Here is a 15,537-nt window from a genome sequence, read left to right on the forward strand (position 1 = left end):
CACAACCTCGTGAAGATCAGCCAGCTGATCCCGACCTGAGACGATCGACGACAACCTTGGCCAGGAATCTCCCGTTCGAGCAGCTCCCGCAACGAAGAGGATGCTCCGGCGGGGACTATTTCAGGTCGAAGTAGCTAGGGCCCGCTCTGGTCGGTGATCGTCCAAGTCGAGGTGTAGGTTCCGGCGAAGGCGTCGGCGGGAATCGCGATCTGGAAGGTGAACGAGAGCGTCTGCGGGCCCGTCCCGCTCTGGTCGCTGAAGAAGGTCGCCGCGGCGGGCGCGGGCGCCCCTGCCGGGACGGTGAAGGGGAAGGTCGGGTCGCCGCCTCGTGCCGCCACCGCGGTGCAGGAGAAGGCGGCGTCACACGAGCTGATCGGTGCGCCCACCGTCGTCGCGGCCGCCGAGAGCGCGTGGCCGCCCGAGGAGAAGGTGGTCGAGGTGATCGCGAGCGACCAGGGTGCGGTGGACAGCGAATAGGTGGAGGGGACGAGGTCCATGCTGAGCACGCCGCCGCTCACGCCGTCGACCCCTGGGAGCGTGAAGTTGGGGAAGGTGAACGAGCTCGGCAGGTCGAGGAGGAGCGGGGCACTCACGAGCTCGCGCACGCGGTCGGTGCCCTTGTCCGCGACGACGAGCGCCCCCGAGGGGGCCACGGCGATGTCCGCCGGGGAGTTGAGGGTCGCCGTCGTGCCGCTGCCGGTGTCACCGCAGGCGCCGGTGATCGTCGCACAGGCGGTACCGGTGCCGAAGATGTCGTAGATCCCGCCGGCGGTCATCGAGACCCCGAAGTTCGTGCCGGTGTTCTTCGGCACCATGCCGACCCACTGGTTGGCGGTGTCGGCGACGAACAGGTCGCCCGCCGCGTCGACGGCGACGCCACTCGGCGCGTCGAGCGCCGCGCCCGTCGCCGGGGCGTTGTACGAGCAGCGGGCCACGGTGTGAGTCGAGCAGGCGTTGCCGGTGCCGGCGACGACGTAGAGGTCACCTGCCGTCATCGCGATGCCGTAGTTCGTCCCCGACGCGGCAGCGAGCATGCCGATCCAGTTGTTGGCGGTATCAGCGACGAAGAGGTCGCCCGCCGCGTCGACGGCGACGCCACTCGGCGCGTCGAGCTCGGCGCCCGTCGCCGCAGCGTTGTACGAGCAGCCGGCGACGGTGTGAGTGGTGCAGGCGCTCCCGTTGCCGGCGATCGTGTACGCGACGCCGGCGGTCATCGCCTCGCCGTAGAAGGTGCCCGAGGTGGCGGGGATCATGCGGATGCGGTTGTTGGCGGTGTCGGCGACGAAGACATCTCCGGTCTGGTCGATCGCGACCCCGGCCGGCGCGTTGAAGGGCGTCGAGCTCGCGTACCCGCCGTCGCCGTAGTAGCCGGCGGTCCCGGTGCCGACGACGTCGTAGATGTCACCGACCGTCATCGCGACGCCGAACCGCGTCACCGCGGAGGCGGCGAGCATCCCGAGCCATTGGTTGCTCGTGTCGGCGACGATGAGGTCCCCCGAGCCGTCGACCGCAATCCCCGATGGGGCGTCCAGCAGCGCGCTCGTCCCCGGAGCGTCATAGGAGCAGCCGGCGACGGTATGGGTGGAGCAGGCGGTGCCGGTGCCGGCGACGACGTAGATGCTGTTCGCGGTCGCCGCCGTGCCGTAGAGGGTCCGCGAGCCGCTCGCTACCAGCGAGACCCAGCTGTCCGGGGGGTCGCTCACGAAGAGGTCCCCGGCGCCGTCGAGGGCGACGCCGGCGGGCGCGCTCAGCTTCGCGGAGGTTGCCGCGCCGCCGTAGTGACAGCCCCTCACGTTGTGCGAGACGCAGGCGGTGCCGGTGCCGGCGACGACGTAGATGCGGTCGGCCGCCATCGAGATGCCGTAGTTCGTCCCCGACGCGGCGGCGAGCATGCCCACCCAGTTGTTGGCGGTGTCGGCGACGAGGAGGTCGCCCGCGCCGTCGACGGCGACGCCAGCAGGCGAAGCGAGCCTCGCGGAGGTCGCGGTCGCGTTGTAGGAGCAGCCGGCGACGCTGTGGGTGGAGCAGGCGGTGCCGGTGCCGGCGACGACGTAGATGCTGCTCGCCGTCATCGAGATGCCGTAGAGGGTGGCGCTGTCCTCGGCCAGCACACCGACCCAGTTGTTGGAGGTGTCGGCGACGACGACGTCGCCCGCGCCGTCGACGGCGACGCTGTGCGGCGCGTCGAGCTTCGCGGAGGTCGCGGTCGCGTTGTAGGAGCAGCCGGCGACGCTGTGGGTGGAGCAGGCAGTGCCGGTGCCGGCGACGACGTAGATGCTGTTCGCCGTCATCGAGATGCCGTAGTTCGTCCCCGACGAGGCGGCGAGCATGGCGACCCAGTTGTTGGCGGTGTCGGCGACGAAGACGTCGCCGGTCGAGTCGACCGCCACGCCGTCGGGTTTGTCGAGCTCCGCGGAGGTCGCCGGCCCGTCGTAGCTGCAGCCGGCGACGGTGTGGGTGGAGCACGCAGTGCCGTTCCCGGCGATGGTGTACAGGTCTCCGGCGGTCATCGTCTGGCCGTAATAGGTGCCCGAGGTGGCAGGGACCATGCGGATGCGGTTGCTGGCGGTGTCGGCGATGAAGAGGTCGCCCGTCGAGTCGACCGCCAGGCCGGTGGGCGCGTTCGCTGCGCTCCCCGAGGCGATCCCGCCGTCGGCGGCGTAACCCGCCACGCCCACCCCGGCGAGCGTGGTCGCGATCAGCGCGGTCGCCGCGGCGCCCTGCGGGATGGCGACCAGCGATGCGGCGCCCGTGACGAGCCCGGCGAGGGCCCAGCGCTGCCACCAACGGGAGGGGGATCGTCTCCGCGGCGCCCGTCGCCCCCCCGCCGAGCGGGGGAGGTGCGGCCGGCGCGCGTCCGACAAACCGGCGCTAGCCGTCCTGGCCGCGGCGGTCATCGCCGCTCCCCTGGCCGCGCCGCCGGCCGAGCCTCGAGCCGAGCAGGATGCCGCCCCCACCGAGGAGGATCGCGCCGAGGACCGCGATGATCACGATGAGGACCGTCGAACTGGAAGACGACGAGGACGCCGGGCCGGCCGTCGTCGGCTTGGTGAACGGGCCCGAGCCGCTCGTCGGCGTCTTCGCCGAAGCGGGCGCGACCGCCGAGCCCGAGGTGCAGACCGGGGCGCTCAGCCCGCCTCCCTTGGCGCAGGCGGTGATCGTGTAGCGGCCGGAGAGGGCATCCGGCCAGAAGATCGGGATGACGGTGCTGTCGCCGGGGAGCAGCGTCTCGAGCGCCTTGCTGATCGTCTTCTTGTAGGAGCCCTTGCTGAGGGTGACGGCCAGATCGGGGTGGCCGAGCAGGCCGCCGGTGTCGGTGATCGGGATCTCGACCGTCCCGATCTTGTAGGTGCCGAGCTTGATCGTCGGTGGGCCGACGCGGACGGAGAAGCGCGCCGCGCCCGGGACCGTGACGAGGACGGCGATGACCGAGCGCGTGACCACGCTCACCTGGACGTTGCCTTTGGTCGTCGTGGCCTGTGGGCTCGCCCCCTCGATCGCCACGCCAGCGAGGTGGTTGCCCGGGCTCGCACCCGCCGGGACGGCGACAGTGAAGTTCACGACAGCGCGCGAGTTGGCCTTCAAGAGGAGCGACTTCTGCGAGATGGAGATCCAACTCCCCGCGCCCGAGAGTGCTCTGCCCTCGTTGGAGTAGGCCGAGCCCGATCCCGGCGAGGTCAGCCCGTCGACGGGGTAGATGCGCACCGAGACCTGGTTGCGGTTGGCGTTCGCGACGACCACCGCCCCCGCGTAGGTGCCGCCCGCGGGGACCGTGGGCGCGAAGTAGCTGTCCCCCGCGGCGAGCTCCTTCGAGCCCGGCGCGGGTCCCGTCCCGACCGAGAAGCCGACCTGGGTCGCGGCGAAGGCGCTCCCTGCGGAGCCGGCGAGCGCGAGCAGTGCCATGGCACCGCAGGCAAGCAGCGCGACGGGGACGCTCCGCCTCTGGCGGCTGATGGACACGGGCGTCGGCAATCCGCGCGCTAGGGCCCGCTGATGAGCGTGAAGGACCAGGTCGCCGAGTACGTCCCGGCGATTGTGGTGGCGGGAAGGGAGACGTCGAAGTCGACGGCCACGGTCGCGTTGCCCATGCCGCTGCCGGCCGCGGCGTCAAAGAGGGTCGCCGCCGTCTCGGAGGGCAGCTGGAAGGGGTAGCTGACGCTGTCAATCGGAGCGACACAACCGGAGCCCGTGTCACAGGAGGCGGTCGGCCGGGAGAGGATCTCGGCGCCAGCGCCGGGGAGTACCCGGCCGCTCGCGCTCATGAAAGCCGTCCCCGACCCCTCGATCCTCCAGCCGGCTCCCGATCCCGTCGCGTCGGAGACGTCGAAGCTCACGAGGCCGGTGGTGCTCTGGTCGCTGCCAGAGAGCGCGGTCGCCGAGAAGCCGATGTTCGCGGGGGTGCCGCCGATCAGCTGCAGCTGGCCCGGGGTGATGAGGACGTTGGCGGCGGTCGTCGCGGCACCCGGAGCAGCGGTGCAGCAGACAGTCGCGACGGCGGTCACCACGAGGGCAGCAGCGCGCCACTGCGCTCGAGCCCGCCCGTACCCCATCGGGACCTCCGGTGATCGGCTGAGCCTCGCCGGTGGCCGGACATGCTGAAGGGCCGGATACGAGGCGGGGCGAAAAGCGCCACATCGTATCTGGCCCGCAACAGGGTCTTAGCTGATCAGGGACCGGCGGCGTAGGTGATCGTCCAGGTCGAGGTGTACGACCCGCCCGCCGGGGCGTAGGTGGTCGCCGGCAGGGCGACGGTGAAGGTCGGGGTGACCGTCTGGTTCCCCATCCCGCTGTTCGCCTGCGCGTTGTAGAAGGTGGTCGCGGTCGGCGCGGTGGTCGCCGCTGGGAGCGTGTAGGGGTAGCTCACGTTGGTGTCGCCCGTCGAGCACGTCGCCCCGGTGTCACAGCTGTCGGTCACCGAGCTCGTCGCGATCGTCGTCGCGGAGGTGGCGAGGGTGTGCGTGCCGGCGTCCTTGAAGGTCGTCGAGGTCGCTTGCAGCTTCCAGCCGGAGCCGGAGCCCGACGCGTCCTTCACGTCGATCGCCAGCGTGCCGGTCGTTGCCTGGTCCTGACCGTTCAGGGTCACGCCCGTGAAGCCCACCGAGCCCGGGATCGTCGCTGTCAGGGTGCCGGCCGAGATGCCGACGCTCGCCGCCACCGTCGCCGATCCCGGCGCCGCAGCAGAGAGGAGGTAGACCGCGACGCCGAAGGCACCGAGGGCGACCGAGCATCGCCGGCTCACCCGCCCGGACGGCCGGCGAAGACACACCAACTTCGTGGGAGTGCCCTTCATTTCCGTACCATCGCTTTCGTTGTCAAGACCTGGCATGCGGACATTCAAGGACACGCACTTCGGGAATCGACTCTGAAGCCGTATGGCTTTCGTCAAGATCGAATCAAATTGCTGCCCGAAAATAGGGTGCCTGAACTGGGGTAACGATTTCGCCCACACCCCGTGGCGCGGAACTCACTCCCCGTGTTGTTTCCTCACGTGGCGCGCGGGCGCCGGCCGCGCGCCACGAGCTTTCGTGCAACTGCGCGCCACCTCTGGTGTCGCCTCCGCGAGTTGCGAGCCGGTAGTTTCCTGGGGTGACCTACGCACGTCGGAGCGTGGAACTCCCCGAGCATCCCGTGCTCGTCGTCGGGGTCGAGGGATGGATCGACCCCGGTTATGCCGCCGCCGCCGCGGTCGCCTCGCTGCTCGAGCAGTTCGACACACGCACCTTCTGCGTCTTCGACACCGACGAGTTCATCGACCACCGGGCGCGCCGACCGCGCGTCCGCATCAAAGACGGCGTGCGCGGGCGCGTCTACTGGCCGGGGCCCCGCCTGCGGGTGGGCACCGACGGCAACGGGCGGGGCGTCGCGCTCCTCGTCGGCCCCGAGCCGGACTACCACTGGCAGGAGTTCGCCGGCGAGGTCCGAGACCTCGTTCGTGAGCTCGGCACCCGACTGATCGTCGGCCTCGGTGCCTTTCCGACGGCGACGCCGCACACTCGCCCGATCATCGTCACCTCGACCGCGTCTGAGCGCGGCCTCGCCCGACAGGTGGGCTTCATGCCCGGGATCCGCGACCGACCGGCGCGCATGATCGACGTGATCGGTGCCTACTGCGCGGACGTCGGAGTGCCTTCGATCGGCCTCTCCGCGCGGGTGCCGCACTACGTCGAGACGAGCCCCTACCCCGAGGCCTCGGTCGCGCTGCTCGACGCGCTCGCCGCCGTCTCCGGCCTGACGGTCGACACCGCTGGATTGCGCCGCGCCTCGGAGACCACGCGCAAGCAGCTCGACGAGCTGATCGCCGAGTCCGAGGAGCACACGACGATGGTCCAGCAGCTCGAGGCGCAGCACGATGCCTCGCGCTCGGAGGTCGTGAGCAACGAGCGGGTGCCGACGGGCGACGAGATCGCTGAGGAGCTGGAGCGCTACCTGCGCGGCGACCTGCAGTAGCGGCGCACTGGCAGAGGTCTCCTGAGACCGGCCCGCGACCGATTGCCTCCACTATTCGCACGCCCTGCCCTACAGTCTCGACCCACGGCCGCATGCCGCGGCGGAGTGTCGAAGGGACTATGGGATGAACAAGGCTGAGCTCGTCGCCAAGGTTGCTGCTGAGGCGAGCGTGTCCGCGAAGGAGGCAGAAGCGGTGCTGGACGCCTTCTTCGGTACGGTGACCACTGCTGCCAAGGGTGGCGACAAGGTGGCGTGGCCGGGCTTCGGGACCTTCCAGGGGAAGAACCGCCCGGCGCGTGACGGCCGCAACCCCGCGACCGGTGCCGCCATCAAGATTCCGGCCTCGACGGTCATGCACTTCGGAGCGTCCTCCACCCTCAAGGCGACGCTCAACCCGTAGTGCCGTCGGGCGCGGCGACGATGCTGCGCCGTCCAAAGGCGTTCGAGCACGGCGACGTCGCGGGGTGCCCCGCGGCGTCGCCGCGTGCCCGCGTGTCGAGCGCCGCGTAGGCCGAGTTGGCGACGGTCGACGCGTTGTGCTCGCCGAAGCCGCTGCGGCGACTTTCGGCTGCTGAGGATCTCTGGAGCGGGCGACGAGAATCGAACTCGCGTTCTCAGCTTGGGAAGCTGATGTTCTGCCTCTGAACTACGCCCGCGACGCCCGCACGAACACCGGTGCAGGATCTCGGTCACTGTATCGTGCAGGCCACCATGATCCTTTCTGATCACACGATCCGCGAGGAGGTCGAGGCCGGTCGCATCGTCATCGAGCCCTTCGATGACAGCTGCGTGCAGCCCTCCTCGGTGGACCTCCACGTAGACCGCTACTTCCGCGTCTTCCGCAACCACACCCAGCGGGTCATCGACGTGAAGGAGGACCAGGAGGAGCTCTCCGAGCTCGTCGAGGTCCGGGACGACGACGCGCTGATCCTGCACCCGGGCGAGTTCGTGCTCGGGGTCACGACGGAGCGGGTCGCGCTGCCGAACGACCTCGTCGGCCGCCTCGAAGGCAAGTCGAGCCTCGGCCGCCTCGGCCTGCTCATCCATTCGACGGCGGGCTTCGTCGACCCCGGCTTCGACGGACACCTCACCCTCGAGCTCTCCAACGTGGCGAACCTGCCGATCACCGTCTACCCGGCGATGAAGATCGGTCAGATCAGCTTCCTGCGGATGACCGGCCCCGCCGACGCCCCCTACGGCTCGCAGGCGCTCCAGTCCAAGTACCAGCACCAGCGGGGCCCGACACCGAGCCGCTACTTCGAGAACTTCCGCTGAACGCAGAGGACCCGCCCGCCGGTACGCACCGGCGGACGGGCCCCTTGCTCGTTCTCGGCGCTAGAGGGCGTCAGAGCCCCGCTCGCCGGTCCTGATGCGGACGACGTCCTCGACGGCGAGGACCCACACCTTCCCGTCGCCGATCCGCCCCGTGCGGGCGCTCGTGATGATCGTCTCGGCGACCTCGGCCGCCTTGTCGTCCTCCGCGAGCACCTCGATGCGGATCTTCGGCACGAGGTCGATCGAGTACTCCGCGCCGCGGTAGGTCTCGGTGTGACCGCCCTGGCGGCCGAAGCCCTGGACTTCGCTCATGGTGAGCCCTTGGACACCGACGGCGGTGAGGGCTTCCTTCACCTCGTCGAACTTGAATGGCTTAATAACTGCGACGACGAGTTTCAATTACGCAAACCTCCGAGCTGAGGACCGAGGTGACGGGAGGCGGTGCCTCCTGGGGGAAACGCTCTGGCGCCCGAGGCGATGACGGGCGATCGTGCGGGGCTCGCCGGAGAAGAGGGATCGCCAGCGGCGACCGCACTCTCGACCCCTCTCTCTCCGACGCGGTCCGCGGACCCGGCTACACCGCCTGGGGCGGGGCCGAGGACGATTCAGGTGGAGCTGCGATGCTCGCACCGTAATCGGCCATCTCGTAGGCCCCGGACCGGATGGCGATGCTGTCCGGCGGGAAGGCCTCCTCGTCGTGGATGGCGAGGTCGCCGACCTCGAGGATGGCGTCGCGGTAGCGGAGGCCGCCGAGGACGAGGCCGATGATCTTCATCAAGATGAAGGTCACGAGCGCGGACCAGAAGATCACCCACACCGCGGCACGCAACTGCTCCCAGATCTGGTGGAAGGAGTTCGTGTACATGAGTCCGCCGACCGAGAACGGGGTGCACTTCCCCTGCGCCGTTTGGTAGATCTGCTGGGTGGTGTTCACCACCTGCCCGTTGGCGTCGAGCGTCCCGCAGCCGAGCTCGAGCATGTTCGGGTCACCGAACACCCCGAGCAAGAGACCGCCGAACAGTCCGGCGATGCCGTGGGTGTAGATGACGCCGAGGGCGTCGTCGACCTTGTTGAACGGCCGCACCTTCGACAGGTAGTTCCAGGCGAACCACACGACGACGCAGCAGATTGAACCGACGGCGATCGCGCCCCAGCCGTTGACCCAGCCGGCGCACGGGGTGATCCCGACGAGCCCGCAGATCATTCCGTTCACGCCACCGAGGAAGGTCGGCTTCTTCGCCTTTGAGAACCAGGCGTCCATCCCCATCCAGACGAGGACGCCCGTCGCGGTCGCGAGGTTGGTGTTCACGACCGCGGCGGCGGCGTCCGCGCCGGCGTAGTACGGGTCACCACCGTTGAAGCCGTTCCAGCCGAGCCAGAGGATGCCGGCACCGACCGCGGCCATGACGAGGTTGTTGGGGATTGCGTGTTGGCGATCTCGCAGCAATCTCGGCCCGAGGACCCAGGCGGCCACGAAGCCGGACACTCCTGCGGACATGTGGATGACGAAGCCACCCGAGAAGTCGAGCGCGCCCTCTTGCGCGAAGTAGCCACCGCCCCACAGCATGAAGGCGTCGACGCCGTAGACGAAGGTCGACCACAGCGGGACGAGCAGGCACCAGGCGCTGAACTTGATACGCCCGAGGACGCTGCCGAGGAACAGCAGTGGTGTGATCGCGGCGAAGACGAACTGGAAGTACGCCAACGAGGTCGTCGGGAAGTGGAAGGGAACGGCGGTGTTGGCCGCCGAGACCGCTTGGCCCAACTCGTTATTGGCGTTGGTGATCTGCCCGGGCTTGCCAGCGAAGTTCTCGAAGAAGTGCTTCACCCATCCGACCCCGCTGAGCTGGGTCTGGATACCGTTGTGCACCCCCCCGCCGAGCGAGGTACTGCCGAAGCCGATCTTGTAGCCCCACAGGACCCAGGCGACGAGCACGAGCGAGAAGCCGGCGAACATCATCGCAAGGACATTGACCGCCCACTTCTTCTGAACAATCGATGCGTAGAGGACCGCCAGCCCTGGGAGGCTCATCAGGCCGACGAAGGTGGCAGCGACGATCTGCCAGGTGTTGTCGCCGGTGTTGAGCCAACTTGGATACGGAACCGGTACTGCGCCTAACAGGTGCACCTTGGGAGGACTCCTCTCGTGCGGTCGCGAGGCCCCGGCGCGGCGCGATCATCGACGTCGCGGGTCACCGAGGTGCGCCAAGGATGCAGGCCCTCAGTTTCCGCACAGTCACGCCGGTGTTACCAGTGTGTTAACTGGAAACCCTCTGCGCGCAGCGCCCCGTTGCTCGCGCGACGGCGGGCGCGAAGGCGCCCGCTGCAACCGGTAGTCGAGCGCCCACCACTACGCTTCCGGGTCCTCGGCGGGGAGCCGCCGCCGCCGTGCCAGAAGGAGCAGCGGTTGACCGTGCCGGGTTCGGCGCCAGCGGAACGAGCGCCAGCGTCGGTTGATGGGGCGGGAGCTCCTCGCGCGGACGCCGCCGCCGCCGCCCCGGTCATGCGGCTCCGCGGCGCCTCGGTCGACGTCGACCTCGGCCGCTTGGCGCGTGTCGCGATCGCGCTCATGATGGCGGGCGCGCTGGCGCTCGCGCTCGCGCTGACCGTCGCGGGCGCGAACAAGAACGCGCAGATCACCGCGCTGCGCACCCGCGGCCTCGCCGTCCCGATCCGCGTCACCGGCTGCCTCGGCCTGCTGGGCGGGAGCGGCAGCAACGCCGCCGGCTACGCCTGCCGCGGCGTCTACCGCTTCGACGGCCACCGCTACGCGGCGGCCATCCCCGGCAACTCGCTCCACCCGCCCGGGTCGACGCTGCAGGCGGTGGTGGTCGCCGGCACCCCGCCGCTTCTCACGACGGCGAGCGTGCTCGCCGGCGAGCACGCCTCGGCGCGGGTGTTCCTCGCACCGGCGGTGATCGTGCTCGTGCTCGCTGTCGCGGCGCTCGGCCTGCGCCGACGTCAGGTCGCGCGGTTCCCGTCGGCGCGCCGCGCACGCACCGAGGACGGTGGCGTGTAGCGCTTGTTCGAGCGCGGCAGGCGGCTCCCGCTGCGCGGGTGGGCACCGCCCCCCGAGGGCCCGCCGCCGGAGGCGTCGCGCAGTTCGCGCTGGATCCGGTAGGCGCGCACCAGCAGCCATGACGCGCAGCCGATGAAGGGGACGCCGAAGCCCCAGTAGTGGAGGTTGAAGATAGCGAGCCCGAACAGCGCCATCACGATGCCGAGCAGCAGCCGCTTGCGGAGCATCGCCATCACGAGGATGAGAATCGAGAGCACCACGAGGACGATCGTCAGCTCGTGGTAGAGCGCGACGCTCACGTGCAGCTTGTTCACGAGCCCGTTCAGTCGCGCCGGAGGGTCGTTGCGGATCAGCTGGTCGATCACCAGCACGCCGATCAGCGCGGCGAAGGGTGCCGCGATGAGCCCGACCGCGCGCTCCTTGTCGTCGGCGCTCCTGAGGCTCGACTCGAGCTCCTCGGCCGTCCGCCGCTCCGCTTGCGGCTTCGGTGGGGCGGCGTGCGGGTCGACCGGCTTCAGGAAGGCGCCGCGCAGGCGGTCGCCGAGTGAGCGCTGATCCCCGGCGGCCATCGCGGTCACGCTACCAATGAAGTTCCGCGCCGCCGGAGCCGGCCCGACCGTCCGGCCGGGCGCGCTCGGTCAGGCGCGCGTCTGGTTGCGGACGGCCTCGGCCTTGGCGGCGATCGTCTCCGGGTCCCCGAGGTCGCGGACGGCCTCGAGCGCGAGGCCGTCGCCGAACTCGTAGACGCGCGGGATCCCCGTCGGGAGGTCGATGTCGGCGATGTCGTCGTCCGACACGCCCTCGAGGTACTTGAGGAGCGCCCGCAGGCTGTTGCCGTGCGCGACCACGAGCACGTCGCTTCCGAGGAGGAGGTGGGGAGCGATCGCGTCTTCCCAGTAGGGGATCAGCCGGACGACGACGTCGGCGAGGCACTCCGTCGCCGGCAGCGAGGCAGGGGGGACCATCGCGTAGCGGGGGTCGTTCAGCGGGTGGTAGGGGCTGTCGCGCTCGACCGGCGGCGGTGGCGTCTCGTAGCCGCGGCGCCACGCCAGGACCTGCTCCTCGCCGTGGCGCTGCACGGTCTCCATCTTGTTCAGTCCCTGCAGCGCCCCGTAGTGGCGCTCGTTCAGCCGCCAGCTCCGCTCGACCGGCAGGAAGCTCTTGCCCATCGCGTCGAGGCTGAGGTTGGCGGTGCGCACGGCTCGGGTGAGGACCGAGGTGAAGCAGCGTCCGACGTCGATGCCCTTCTCCTCCGCGATCAGCTGGCCGGCGTCGGTCGCTTCCTGCTCACCTCTGTCGCTGAGGTCGACATCGACCCAGCCGGTGAAGCGGTTTTCGGAGTTCCACAGGCTCTCGCCGTGGCGGACGATGACAAGCGATGGCATCACCGCTGACGCTAGTCGCGGGCCGCGAAGCCGCCCAGCGGCGCCCGCCGCAACGGGGGGCGCCGACACCCCCCCGACGCCTCCCGGAAATCCGCCGTTCACACCGCGTCCCTAGTGTGAAGTCGTGCCTGTCTTCGTGATGCGCGTCTGGCTCGCCGACCGCCCCGGCGCCCTCGGCGCGGTCGCGGCGCGCATCGGCGGCGTCGGCGGTGACGTCACCGGCATCGACATCCTCGAGCGCGGAGGGGACCGAGTCATCGACGAGCTGACGATCGACCTGCCGAGCGAGGACATGATCGGCGCGCTGCTCGAGAGCCTGAAAGAGCTCGACTTCGTCGACGTCGAGGACATCCGCTCCGTCGTCGCCGGCCTGCCCTACCCGCTGATCGACGCCCTCGAGGTCTCGGCCGACCTCATCTCGGGGGCGGGCGTCGCCGTGCTCTTCGACTTGCTCGTGGCCGGCGTCGCGGGGGTCTTCTCGGGATGGGCGGCGGTGGTCGACCCCGAGGGCCCCGTCGTGCTCAGCGCCTCGGGCGACGCCCCGGCGGCGCCGTGGCTGGAGGCCTTCGTCACCGGCACGCGCGCCGCCAACCGGGAGCTCTCGGGCCGCGCCGGGGCGGCCAACGACGTCGCCTGGGCGGGCCTCGAGGTCTCCGGGCTGGCGTTGCTCGTCGGTCGCGCCGGTCGCCCGTTCCGCTCGCGCGAGCGACGACAGCTCGCCACGCTGGCGCGTATCGCCGACCACCGATGGCGCGAGCTCGTCGTCCGCGACGGCAAGCGCGCCCACCCCGCCCGCTCCAGCTAGCACCCCTTCCGCCCCTGCTGAACTCCCAGGTGAAAGTGGCTTTTCGGCGGCCTTGACAATGAGGCACTCAAGTCTGTTATTCTGGTCGCTGCAAAGTTCTCGCCGGGGACCCCCGGCGGTGCAGTGAGAAGGATTGGGAGGCAAGACTCATGCCCAAGGCGGTCGGCATCGACCTCGGCACCACGAACTCCGTCGTGAGCGTGCTCGAAGGCGGCGAGCCAACGGTGATCCCCAACGCTGAGGGGAGTCGCACCACTCCGTCGGTGGTCGGTTTCGCGAAGTCCGGCGAGGTGCTCGTCGGAGAGGTCGCGAAGCGTCAGGCGATCACGAACCCGGATCGGACCATCCGCTCGGTCAAGCGGCAGATGGGGACGAGCTGGACGATCGACATCGACGGCAAGCAGTACACGCCGCAGGAGATCTCGGCGCGCATCCTCCAGAAGCTGAAGCGCGATGCGGAGGCCTTCCTCGGTGACACCGTCACCCAGGCGGTGATCACCGTCCCCGCCTACTTCGACGACGCGCAGCGCACCGCCACCCAGGAGGCGGGCAAGATCGCCGGCCTCGAGGTGCTGCGGATCATCAACGAGCCGACCGCGGCGGCTCTCGCCTACGGCCTCGACAAGGAGGGCGCGGACCAGACGGTCCTCGTCTTCGACCTGGGCGGAGGCACCTTCGACGTCTCGATCCTCGAGATCGGCGAAGGCGTCTTCGAGGTGAAGTCCACCGCCGGCAACACCCACCTCGGCGGTGACGACTGGGACCAGCGCGTCATGGACTGGCTCGTGAAGAGCTTCAAGGACACCGAGGGCGTCGACCTCGGCGCCGACAAGATGGCGCTCCAGCGGCTGAAGGAGGCCGCCGAGAAGGCCAAGGTCGAGCTCTCCGCCGTCCAGGAGACGACGATCAACCTGCCGTTCATCACGGCGACCTCCGAGGGCCCCAAGCACCTCGACCTGAAGCTCACCCGCGCCAAGCTGCAGGAGCTGACGGCCGACCTCGTCGAGGCCTGCCGCGGTCCGTTCGAGCAGGCGATCAAGGATGCCGGGCTCTCCAAGTCCGACATCGACCACGTCGTGCTCGTTGGCGGCTCGACCCGCATGCCGGCGATCCAGGAGCTCGTGCAGGACATGACGGGCGCCGACCCGCACAAGGGCGTCAACCCCGACGAGGTCGTCGCCGTCGGCGCCGCGATCCAGGCCGGCGTGCTGAAGGGCGAGGTGAAGGACGTCCTCCTCCTCGACGTCACGCCGCTCAGCCTCGGCATCGAGACCAAAGGCGGCATCATGCACCGCCTCATCGAGCGCAACACCACGATCCCGACCAAGCGCTCGGAGGTCTTCACGACCGCCGAGGACAACCAGCCTTCGGTCGAGATCCACGTCCTCCAGGGCGAGCGCGAGATGGCGATGTACAACAAGACCCTCGGCAAGTTCCAGCTGGTGGACCTCCCGCCGGCGCCGCAGGGCCTGCCGCAGATCGAGGTCACCTTCGACATCGACGCGAACGGCATCGTGCACGTCTCTGCCAAGGACCGCGCCACCTCCAAGGAGCAGTCGATGACGATCACCGGGCAGTCCTCGCTGCCCAAGGACGACATCGAACGGATGGTGCGGGACGCCGAGGCGCACGCCGAGGACGACCGCCGTCGTCGCGAGGAGGCGGAGATCCGCAACAACGCTGACACCCTCGTCTACCGCACCGAGAAGCTGCTGCGCGACGAGGGCGAGAAGTTCACGGGCGACGAGAAGGAGAAGGTCGAGTCGGCGCTCAAGGAGGTGAAGGACGCCCTTGCCGGGAGCGACGTCGAGGTGCTGAAGAACGCCACCGAGGCGCTCGTCACTGCCTCGCAGTCCTTCGCACAGCGCCTCTACGAGCAGGCGTCCGCGCAGGACGCCCCCTCTGCGGGGAGCTCCGAGACGCCAGCCGATGACGAAGTCGTGGACGCCGAGATCGTCGACGAGCCGGACTCGGCCCAGGCATGACCGGGGAGGAACGCCTCCCGGAGGACGAAGGGCCCCTCGGGGCGGACGCGCCCGACGGCGCGGCCGCCCCGGATTCGGCCCCCGGTGGTGACGACGACGCCCTCCTCGCCGAGGTGATCGCCGCGGCCGAGGCCGCGGCGGCGGGCGGTGACGGCGAGGCGAGCGAGCTCGACAGGGCCGAGGCGCAGCGCGACGAGTACCTCGACGCGCTGCGGCGCCTGCAGGCCGAGTTCGACAACTACCGCAAGCGCACGACCCGCCAGCAGACCGAGCTGCTCGGTCGCGCCGCCGAGTCGCTGATCGAGCGCTTCCTGCCGGTGCTCGACGCGCTCGACCTCGCGATCACCCACGGCGAGGACCCCGAGTCGACCGCCAGCGGCCTGGTGCAGGCGCTGCAGCAGATCAACTCGCTCGGTCGCGACGTGCTCGCGAAGGAGGGGCTGGAGCGCATCGACGAGGCCGGCGTCCCCTTCGACCCGACCGTGCACGACGCGGTCGCGCATCTCCCCCACGAGGAGGGGGAGGCGGCGGCGGGCGTCACCGTCGACGAGGTGCTGCGAGCGGGATATCAGTTGAAGGGCCGCGTGCTGCGGCCCGCGATGGTGCGGGTGAGGGGCTAGG

General features: G+C 70.0%; 15 protein-coding genes and 1 tRNA gene. 7 read left to right on the forward strand and 9 right to left on the reverse strand.

Annotation, left to right across the window (positions count from 1 at the left end; all coding sequences use genetic code 11):
* Positions 1 to 134: 134 nt before the first annotated feature.
* From VNF07_05585 to VNF07_05600, 4 genes are all read right to left on the reverse strand, one after another.
* Positions 135 to 2,897: a hypothetical protein gene (locus VNF07_05585; GenBank protein ID HVB05702.1), complete on the reverse strand. Its 2,763-nt coding sequence runs from the start codon at positions 2,895 to 2,897 to the stop codon at positions 135 to 137.
* Complete coding sequence (locus tag VNF07_05590; GenBank protein ID HVB05703.1) at positions 2,872 to 3,903, reverse strand: hypothetical protein; 1,032 nt, start codon at positions 3,901 to 3,903, stop codon at positions 2,872 to 2,874. The genes VNF07_05585 and VNF07_05590 overlap by 26 nt, the downstream gene beginning before the upstream one ends.
* 77 nt (positions 3,904 to 3,980) lie before the next feature.
* Positions 3,981 to 4,505, reverse strand: coding sequence for a hypothetical protein (locus VNF07_05595; protein ID HVB05704.1), 525 nt, complete (start codon positions 4,503 to 4,505; stop codon positions 3,981 to 3,983).
* Between the two features lie 161 nt (positions 4,506 to 4,666).
* Complete coding sequence (locus VNF07_05600) at positions 4,667 to 5,239, reverse strand: WxL domain-containing protein (GenBank protein HVB05705.1); 573 nt, start codon at positions 5,237 to 5,239, stop codon at positions 4,667 to 4,669.
* A gap of 347 nt (positions 5,240 to 5,586) precedes the next feature.
* Between VNF07_05600 and VNF07_05605 the strand changes: the two genes are divergently transcribed.
* Positions 5,587 to 6,447 carry a PAC2 family protein gene (locus tag VNF07_05605; protein HVB05706.1) on the forward strand — a complete coding sequence of 287 codons (861 nt, stop codon included), beginning with the start codon at positions 5,587 to 5,589 and terminating at the stop codon, positions 6,445 to 6,447.
* Between the two features lie 124 nt (positions 6,448 to 6,571).
* The gene (locus VNF07_05610; protein HVB05707.1) at positions 6,572 to 6,847 is read left to right on the forward strand and encodes an HU family DNA-binding protein; all 276 of its coding nucleotides are present in this window, start codon (positions 6,572 to 6,574) and stop codon (positions 6,845 to 6,847) included.
* A gap of 182 nt (positions 6,848 to 7,029) precedes the next feature.
* Here the strand turns inward: VNF07_05610 and VNF07_05615 are convergent.
* A tRNA-Gly gene (locus tag VNF07_05615) sits at positions 7,030 to 7,103 on the reverse strand.
* A 55-nt stretch (positions 7,104 to 7,158) separates the two neighbouring features.
* Here VNF07_05615 and dcd point away from each other — a divergent pair.
* Positions 7,159 to 7,722: a dCTP deaminase gene (gene dcd / locus VNF07_05620; GenBank protein ID HVB05708.1), complete on the forward strand. Its 564-nt coding sequence runs from the start codon at positions 7,159 to 7,161 to the stop codon at positions 7,720 to 7,722.
* Positions 7,723 to 7,782: 60 nt separating this feature from the next.
* Here the strand turns inward: dcd and VNF07_05625 are convergent, their stop codons facing one another.
* Both VNF07_05625 and VNF07_05630 read right to left on the reverse strand, forming a co-directional pair.
* Complete coding sequence (locus tag VNF07_05625) at positions 7,783 to 8,121, reverse strand: P-II family nitrogen regulator (GenBank protein HVB05709.1); 339 nt, start codon at positions 8,119 to 8,121, stop codon at positions 7,783 to 7,785.
* Positions 8,122 to 8,296: 175 nt separating this feature from the next.
* Positions 8,297 to 9,850 (reverse strand): ammonium transporter, encoded by a 1,554-nt coding sequence (locus VNF07_05630; protein HVB05710.1) that lies wholly within the window; start codon positions 9,848 to 9,850, stop codon positions 8,297 to 8,299.
* 375 nt (positions 9,851 to 10,225) lie between these two features.
* Here VNF07_05630 and VNF07_05635 point away from each other — a divergent pair, with 375 nt between their 5' ends.
* Positions 10,226 to 10,741, forward strand: a complete 516-nt coding sequence (locus VNF07_05635) for a hypothetical protein (protein HVB05711.1) — start codon at positions 10,226 to 10,228, stop codon at positions 10,739 to 10,741.
* Here VNF07_05635 and VNF07_05640 read toward each other — a convergent pair.
* Positions 10,684 to 11,310 carry a hypothetical protein gene (locus VNF07_05640; GenBank protein HVB05712.1) on the reverse strand — a complete coding sequence of 209 codons (627 nt, stop codon included), beginning with the start codon at positions 11,308 to 11,310 and terminating at the stop codon, positions 10,684 to 10,686. The two genes, VNF07_05635 and VNF07_05640, sit on opposite strands and share 58 nt — an antisense overlap.
* A gap of 69 nt (positions 11,311 to 11,379) precedes the next feature.
* A complete protein-coding gene (gene gpmA, locus VNF07_05645) occupies positions 11,380 to 12,126 on the reverse strand; it encodes a 2,3-diphosphoglycerate-dependent phosphoglycerate mutase (GenBank protein ID HVB05713.1) in 747 nt (248 codons plus the stop codon).
* A gap of 124 nt (positions 12,127 to 12,250) precedes the next feature.
* Between gpmA and VNF07_05650 the strand changes: the two genes are divergently transcribed.
* The 3 genes from VNF07_05650 to VNF07_05660 all read left to right on the forward strand — a co-directional run bounded on the left by VNF07_05650 (position 12,251) and on the right by VNF07_05660 (position 15,536).
* Positions 12,251 to 12,931, forward strand: coding sequence for a hypothetical protein (locus tag VNF07_05650; protein ID HVB05714.1), 681 nt, complete (start codon positions 12,251 to 12,253; stop codon positions 12,929 to 12,931).
* Between the two features lie 149 nt (positions 12,932 to 13,080).
* Positions 13,081 to 14,916, forward strand: coding sequence for a molecular chaperone DnaK (gene dnaK, locus VNF07_05655; GenBank protein HVB05715.1), 1,836 nt, complete (start codon positions 13,081 to 13,083; stop codon positions 14,914 to 14,916).
* The gene (locus VNF07_05660) at positions 14,913 to 15,536 is read left to right on the forward strand and encodes a nucleotide exchange factor GrpE (protein HVB05716.1); all 624 of its coding nucleotides are present in this window, start codon (positions 14,913 to 14,915) and stop codon (positions 15,534 to 15,536) included. Before dnaK ends, VNF07_05660 begins: the two co-directional genes overlap by 4 nt.
* Position 15,537 lies beyond the last annotated feature (1 nt).

The organism is Acidimicrobiales bacterium (assembly GCA_035533595.1).
GTDB lineage: Bacteria > Actinomycetota > Acidimicrobiia > Acidimicrobiales > Bog-793 > DATLTN01.